Source organism: Acinetobacter sp. UNC436CL71CviS28, assembly GCF_000620525.1.
In the GTDB taxonomy this organism is placed as follows: Bacteria; Pseudomonadota; Gammaproteobacteria; order Pseudomonadales; family Moraxellaceae; genus Acinetobacter; species Acinetobacter radioresistens.
The window spans coordinates 212,354-219,414 of the sequence record NZ_JIBB01000001.1 but is presented as its reverse complement, the minus strand read 5'-3'; the positions used below and the strand labels follow the sequence as shown (position 1 = coordinate 219,414).

The 7,061-nt window shown below is 39.1% G+C and carries 5 protein-coding genes; 2 read left to right on the top strand and 3 right to left on the bottom strand.

Annotated features, from left to right (window positions below; translation table 11 throughout):
• From N518_RS16645 to N518_RS0101130, 3 genes are all read right to left on the bottom strand, one after another.
• Positions 1-234, bottom strand: a 234-nt coding sequence (locus N518_RS16645) for a helix-turn-helix domain-containing protein (protein WP_202852379.1), incomplete at its 3' end; no start/stop codon positions are given.
• Between the two features lie 362 nt (positions 235-596).
• Complete coding sequence (gene katE, locus N518_RS0101135; RefSeq protein ID WP_005024128.1) at positions 597-2,720, bottom strand: catalase HPII; 2,124 nt, start codon at positions 2,718-2,720, stop codon at positions 597-599.
• 52 nt (positions 2,721-2,772) lie between these two features.
• On the bottom strand, positions 2,773-3,243 hold the full coding sequence (locus N518_RS0101130; protein WP_005405282.1) for a CinA family protein: 471 nt from the start codon (positions 3,241-3,243) through the stop codon (positions 2,773-2,775).
• 670 nt (positions 3,244-3,913) lie between these two features.
• Between N518_RS0101130 and N518_RS0101125 the strand changes: the two genes are divergently transcribed.
• Entirely contained in the window at positions 3,914-5,332 is a 1,419-nt protein-coding gene (locus N518_RS0101125; protein ID WP_005405281.1) for an iron-containing redox enzyme family protein, read from the top strand.
• A 428-nt stretch (positions 5,333-5,760) separates the two neighbouring features.
• Positions 5,761-7,059: an FAD-dependent oxidoreductase gene (locus N518_RS0101120; protein WP_005024134.1), complete on the top strand. Its 1,299-nt coding sequence runs from the start codon at positions 5,761-5,763 to the stop codon at positions 7,057-7,059.
• The last annotated feature ends 2 nt before the right edge of the window (positions 7,060-7,061 follow it).

Here is a 7,061-nt window from a genome sequence, read left to right as displayed (position 1 = left end):
AGGAGACCATAAACAACGGATCGCTTCAACAATAAATTTCCAGAGGATTGAATCGATTTTGAGTTTTCTGTGACCACGTCTACGTCTAGCGAAGGTGTTATCAGAAGCATATCGAGCTTGATAAACGTCATTGATGCTATTTCTTTTAAGCTCACGATAGATCGTACTAGGATGTCTTTTAATGAGTTCAGCAAATTTTCTGGCTGAAAAGCCTTCTTTTCTTGACTCAAGCATTAATGCAGTACGATCTTCAAAGTTAAGATGATGGTATGACAATTTTATATACTCCATAAACCCTTTAAATTAATTAGGTGGTTTATGTCGCACTTCAAGTTTTACTCTGCCAGGTTATGAAGTGTTTAAGCATGTTGCTGAATAATTAAAATGAATTATTTAAAATAAATAAGAATATAGAATTAGGTAATTAAAATAGGAAGTTGTTATGTTTTAGGTTAATCTTAAATTAATTTAATATTACATTGGTTACATATAAATAAGATTTAAAGATTATCTAGATGAGTTTTGCTTTATTAAAAAAAATAGGAAAAGCACTTTAGTGCTTTTCCTATTATTATTTATTATTACAGTTTAGAAAATTATGCCGGAATCTTTTTGGCTTGCATTTCACGAGCCCAGACGCGATGTTTGAGCAGTGCAGTTTTCAGCTGTTCTTGAACAGCTGTAAAGTTCGGCATAGTAATTACACCTTCATCAGGTTCAATAAGAGGCATGGTAGTAATTAATCTTTCATTCCCGTTCAGGAAGACCAGTGGTTTCAGATGCTTATAGGTTTCCATAATATAATGCATCAGATAGCCTTCCTGATCTGGTACAACTTCCTTGGTACCACCAAGTACTACAGTTGCATCATAGAAAATCGAAGGTTCTGACTGATAGTTTCCTTTGAGCGGTAAAGTCGCGTTTGTATCAGAAGTCACGAAACCGCTATGATCACTGATACATTCAAGGATAACGCCTTCCTTGATTGCCCAGTCCTGAATAGTTTCAAATTCCTGCATGCTGAAGCCATCTTGTACCAGCAGGGCCAGACGGCGTGCACGAATATCAAGTGGCGGGAAGGCCTCCTGACTCAGGCGTTTTGACGGAGTAACAGTTGCTAGCTCGCGTTTTGGTGGCATAGGAAGTGAAAGCTTCTGTGCAACATAGCTCGCCAAGTCATCGTCGATATAGCTGAGCATTTCATTGACGATACGTTCACGGATATAAGCACGTTTAACTTTGGTAAGCTCAAATACATAAGCATCTTTAATATGCTGTTGCTCATGTGGAGTCTGGCTAACATAAAATAGACGTGCCTGACTAAAGTGATCATTAAAAGACTCACTACGCTCACGTACCTTATGTGCATCTACACGTTCATAGTAGCTTTCAAAACCACCGCCACTTGGTGCAGGTGGAGTTTCACGTGGCCAGTTGTTATCAATCGAATTAGGTTCATAGTTTGCCTGACCTTGATGCACAATCCGCTGATGATAACCATCACGCTGATTATTATGGAAAGGACAAACGGCACGGTTAATTGGAATCTGATGGAAGTTTGGACCCCCAAGGCGTATTAACTGGGTATCTGTATAAGAGAACAGTCGTGCCTGTAGTAACGGGTCATTACTAAAATCAATACCCGGTACAACATGTGCCGGACAGAAAGCTACCTGTTCAGTTTCTGCAAAGAAATTATCTACATTACGGTTTAGTGTAATTTTACCAATTGGAGTTACAGGGACCAGCTCTTCTGGTATTAATTTGGTGGCATCCAGAATATCAAAATCAAACTTATGCTCATCCTCTTCAGGAATGAGCTGAACACCGAGTTCCCATTCCGGATATAAACCGCTTTCAATAGCATCCCACAGTTCACGGCGGTTAAAATCAAGGTCTTTACCATTGATTTTTTGTGCTTCATCCCAGAGTACCGAGAATACACCTTGCATCGGGGTCCAGTGGAATTTCACAAAGTGAGATTTACCTTCAGCATTGATCAGGCGGAAAGTGTTCACCCCGAAACCCTGAATGCCGCGGAAACTTCGTGGAATTGCACGATCAGACATTAGCCAGATTACATGATGCGCTGTCTCTGGTGTAAGTGAAACAAAGTCCCAGAAAGTATCATGTGCTGAAGCTGCCTGAGGGATATCATTGTGTGGTTCGGGTTTAACAGCATGTACGACATCTGGAAACTTTATCCCGTCTTGAATAAAGAAGACCGGCATATTGTTACCCACCAGGTCATAATTTCCCTCAGTGGTATAAAATTTCATGGCAAAACCGCGAACATCACGTGGAATATCTGGTGAACCGCGTGAGCCCTGTACAGTCGAGAAGCGTACAAACATAGGTGTGGTAATTTGGGTATTAGTCAGGAAGGCCGCCTTGGTAAACCGTTCATTTCCTTCATAAGCCTGAAATACGCCATGTGCACCAAAACCACGGGCATGTACAATCCGCTCCGGAATACGCTCATGGTCAAAGTGGGTAATTTTTTCCCGCATGATAAAATCTTCAAGCAGGGCAGAGCCACGCGAACCTGCTCTTAGCGTATTCTGGTTATCTGCAATTTTTAAACCCTGATTGGTCGTCAGTGCATGACCCGTAGCATCACTTCGTGCACTATTTAAGTCAAAAGTCTTGAGGTTATCGTTTTCTTTATCTGGTGTGTCGGCGCCTGCCAGCTCACTTTTAGAATAATGTTGATTCGTCATACCATGCCTCTATTGTTTTAGGTGTGTGTACTACAAACTTCAAAGACAACCTTTATTCAGGTTGAATCAGCTGATTTAATTCACGGCAAGCCTGATTCAGGACTTTATGCAACTTTTCTTCAGGCGCACCCTCTGCATAGAATCTGAAATCATGAAGCTTGCCGTTATAGTAAATAGAATAGAAAAAGGTCCCGACAGGTTTTTCCGGTGTTTCCGAACCACCAGGTTTCACCAGACCTGTACAAGCCACAATAATGTCGGCATCAAAGAAATGATGACCATGCTCAGCCAGATAATGAGTAACTTCCTGAGACTCAGGCGTATACTCTTCAATCAGGTCTTTAGGAATATTTAAGATTTTTTCTTTAACTTTTAAGTCATAACAGACCAAACTGCCAATTAAAACTTCACCCGAATGCGGGTTAAGTGAAAACTGATAAGCCAGATAACCTGCTGTTGCACTTCCGATGAACGCAACTTTTAAGCCTAGATCTGCCAAGTGCTTGCAACAGACATAAAACATTTAGAAGCTCCCTTGTCTTATTAGGTTTAGTTCTAGAGCAATGCTTTTTAAATTTATTGCGATGTCGGTAGATAAAAACAGAAAATGGGCAAAATTGAATTAGCAACTTACATACTTAATACTTTTTGAATATAAAAGTTAAATAGGGTTTTCTAATATAAAATAAATAAAAATAAAGACTTAAGTATAATTGTTTCTCTGTATTTCTATAATATTTACATATCGCTATATAAACAGTTGTATAAAAATATATCCAACATACACAATCCTTACACATTAAATTAAAAGTTAAAACTTAAGGTGGTCATTCCTTTAAAAATATAATCATGCATGATTAATAGAAATAAAATTTCTGCATTTGAGATTTATTAAATTATTTATATAAATCAATAAATTAATCTATATTTTTGGTTTATTGTTATTTGTGGGAATATTAGAATTAATAAATTTAATGAAAAACTTCTACAATAATATCTCAGGTGTTTCAAAATATTAAAATGTAAATAAAAGTAGAGTTTATAGTCTTTAGTTTTTTGAAAATAAAAGTAATTTATTAAAACACAACTTTATTTTTACGTGTTCTTAACCAGAGATAACACAAACTTTATTTAAAAGAAGAGGGGAATGCTATTTCCTAACAGGAGTGGATTAAAAAAAGAGATAATGAAATATGGTTACCACAACAACGCAGCCAGTGAGAAAGCTGACCCAGAAGAAAAGCCCGGCCTTATCTCATAAAGAAACAGTAAAATTTTTTTCTGAACCTGAGCGGGATACGGCTGAAAAGGAAAAATTCGCCGAAATTTATTTAGAGCGTTTTATTGATACAATTACACTTGAAGAAAAGGAGTTTCCACAAAATTTAGAAGATTTAGGGGCATGGCTCAACAATAAAAATATTCAGGCATGTGAATCTTTTCAGAGCTATCTGGAACGAAGGAGGCAAAATGGTACCCGTGAATATTTTAAAAACGTCGGTGAAGCTCTAGAATTTCTGGTCAAGATTGGCCCGACCAAAATGGTTGATGGTTCTTGGCTCTATAGCTTGTGCAAATACTGGCAAAATCCTGTTTACAATGAAGCGATCTCGATTTACCTGGATGAGCTGGGAGGCGGATCTTCTTCACTCAACCATGTCTGCCTCTATCAGCAATTACTGGATCAGCTTGAACTTAACGATTTTGAAAATCTTTTGAACGATGAACATTATATCCAAGCCGCGGTGCAATTGGCTTTAGCCTATGCACCTGCTGAATATATTCCAGAAGTGTTAGGATTTAACATGGGATATGAGCAGCTTCCCTTACATTTACTCATCAGTAATTATGAGTTAAAAGAACTTGGTATTGACTCACATTATTTTAATTTGCATATCACGATTGATAACTTTGATAATGGTCATGCCCAGAAAGCCCTAGAAGGTGTACTTAAAGTTGCCCAGCGCTATCAGGATAAAGAAGAATTTTTGCGCCGTGTAAAAATTGGCTATTACTTAAATGATGTAGGTATAGGTTCCACTGCGGTAGTTAAAAATCTTGATCTGCGCAGTAATGTAGAAAAAATTCTGGTCAAGAAAGCCAAAGTGGGTCGTTTTATTCATGGTGATAAATGCCGTATAGAAAACCGGCAGATTAATGACTGGTTACAGGATGATGAGAGTACAGTGGCCTTCTTGGATGCCCTCATCCGTAAAAACTGGATCAAGCCGGGGGAAGATGTACAGGAAAGTCGTTTTTGGAAATTGATTGATGATGACCGCGGTAAAATGTTCGGTGTATTTAGCTATCCTGAAAAACAGATGATTTATGACTGGATTCAGGGTCCACAAAGTACTTCAACTACCAGCTTGCGTGGTTGGGCAAGAAAGCATGAGCAGAAGAACCAGAATCAGGACCGTCCAGAAGATATAGTCGATTTTGAACTGACCTTTTTGAAGAAGTCCTATCAGGCTGAAACTGATTTCCAGAAGCGTATGAATATGTTACTTCCTTATCTGGCACCTCATATGCATCATACCCCGGTAGGGCTATGGAGTACGGATCAGTTTACACGATCACTGTTTCCAGCTCTGAAAGCTTCTTTTGTTTAAGTTCAGTTAGGCGGGAATTTTCTTGAATATAAAGTTCTTACATGATCGGGTATAGCGCAATTCTATACCCGAATTATTTTGTGAAAATGAACTATAGCAAGATCTGACCATCGAGCCAGTTGACCTTTATGTAAATACTGAAATTAACATTATATATACAGAAATTTGTACTTAATTTTTTTAATCCTGAAAGAAGCTTTTTAAGTTTATTTCTTCTATTTCAGTGGGAATTCGTCTTATAAAAATATTATTTATTAATGGGTTATATTTTTTTAATTATTAGGCCGAATTGTTTAGTTAGATGAATTTATCCTCCAGTTTGCTTAATACTTGAGATAGACAATTTAGAATTCTGGCATTTTTTAATACGGCGTTTCTAAGAGCGTTGGTACATAATCTGGAAAACGGTTAACTGACGGATAATAACTTTGGATATTGCAGTAATCGGTAGTGGCATGGCTGGGCTTGCTACCGCAAGAATTCTGAAAGATGCAGGGCATGAAATTACTATTTTCGAGGCACTCCCGGGCCGAGGTATGGACAGTCATAGTCTAGAGTTTGAGGGGGGGCTGATTGATGCCCCGCTACGGGTTATGAATCCCTATTTATGGAAGAATACACTGAGTCTGGCCAGTTACCTGGGCATTAAAACTTTTCCGGTACGTACCTATATGGCCTGTAGCTGGTTATTTGAAGACCGTACTGAAACCTGGCTCACAACTTCACGTACCCGCATTGGTAATATTCCCATTATTAATAACCGCAAGGGCATCAAGCAGTATGGCTGGCGTCTGGTTAAGGGTATGCTGCAGCTAAAAACAGCAATTCATCAGTTCTTCAAGTCTAAAAATCAGGACATTACACTGGCTGAGTTCATTAACCAGCATGATATTGAAGAAGTATTCTGGCATGGTGCAGTAATGCCGGTACTCTATACCATCTGTACCTGTAATCCGAAAACAATCGGAGACTGGCCTGTCAAACCGTTACTAATTTTTCTGCGTCAATTGACTGATGGAGATGCCCTGATCCGTATGCAAGGCGGAACACCTGCATTGGTAGATAAATTGATCGAAGGTATTCGTATTCAGAGTGGCTCTCCAATCTGTAAGGTGGAAGAACAGGGCGAAAAAGTTCTGTTGGAAAAACAGGATGGTGAGCAGTCGGTCTTTGACCGGGTAGTAGTTGCAACACCGACCACTAAACTTGAAGAGTTCATGAATCCGCAACAATTTGCGGATGATATTGAGCTTCTCAAACAGTTTAAGTTTGAGCAGGGAGAACTGGTAATACATACAGATAGCTCAGTGATGCCGCCGCGCCGTAAAGACTGGTGTGTACTGAGTTATATGATGGACCGCCATTTTACCCGACAACAGTTTACCGTCTGGCTTAATGCAGTTGAGCCAAGTTTGGTCGGTAAGTCTCCGGTATTTCAGACATGGCGCCCGGTTACTGAAATTGATCCGAAAAAAGTGATTTCCAGTGTAACGTTGACTCGGGCAGTAGTTGATTCCAAAACTGTGGCATTAAACAAAGAAGTCCAGCAACGGCATTTACAGCCGAACCGTAAGGTATTCTACTGTGGTTCATGGTCATGTGATGGTCTGCCGATCCTGGAGTCTGCTGTCACTTCGGCTATTCATATTGCCAAGATCTTTGATGCACCTTTGCCATTTTTAGGTTTAGAACCTAAAGTGGAGATCGCACCGCAACTTGGTTATTAAAA